The organism is Mesorhizobium sp. GbtcB19, from assembly GCF_019091085.1.
Classification (GTDB): domain Bacteria; phylum Pseudomonadota; class Alphaproteobacteria; order Rhizobiales; family Rhizobiaceae; genus Mesorhizobium.
In genome coordinates this window covers 1-249 of record NZ_JAGXJY010000371.1, presented here as the reverse complement: position 1 = coordinate 249, position 249 = coordinate 1, and the positions used below count along the sequence as shown (strand labels likewise).

Annotated in this window: 1 pseudogene; it reads left to right on the top strand. The window is 67.1% G+C overall.

Annotated elements, in window-relative coordinates:
- Window positions 1-216, top strand: a pseudogene (locus tag KVT37_RS32500) (transglutaminase family protein); the annotation flags it as partial.
- Between the last annotated feature and the right edge of the window lie 33 nt (window positions 217-249).

Genomic DNA, 249 nt, shown 5'->3' with positions numbered 1-249 from the left:
AACTGGTACAGCTTCGATCCGCGCCACAACCAGCCGGGCAGCGGCCGGATCGTCATGGCGCGCGGCCGCGACGCCGCCGACGTGCCGCTGCAGCACAGTTTCGGCCCGCACCGGCTCATCCTGTGCAAGGTCTGGACCTACGATCAGGAAGGCAATCGCTCCAATCCCACGCTTCACGGCGGCGACAGGACGGTCATCGCGCAGATGCTGGCCTAGGCTGCCGTAGTATCTCGGCCGCTGACCCGGTTC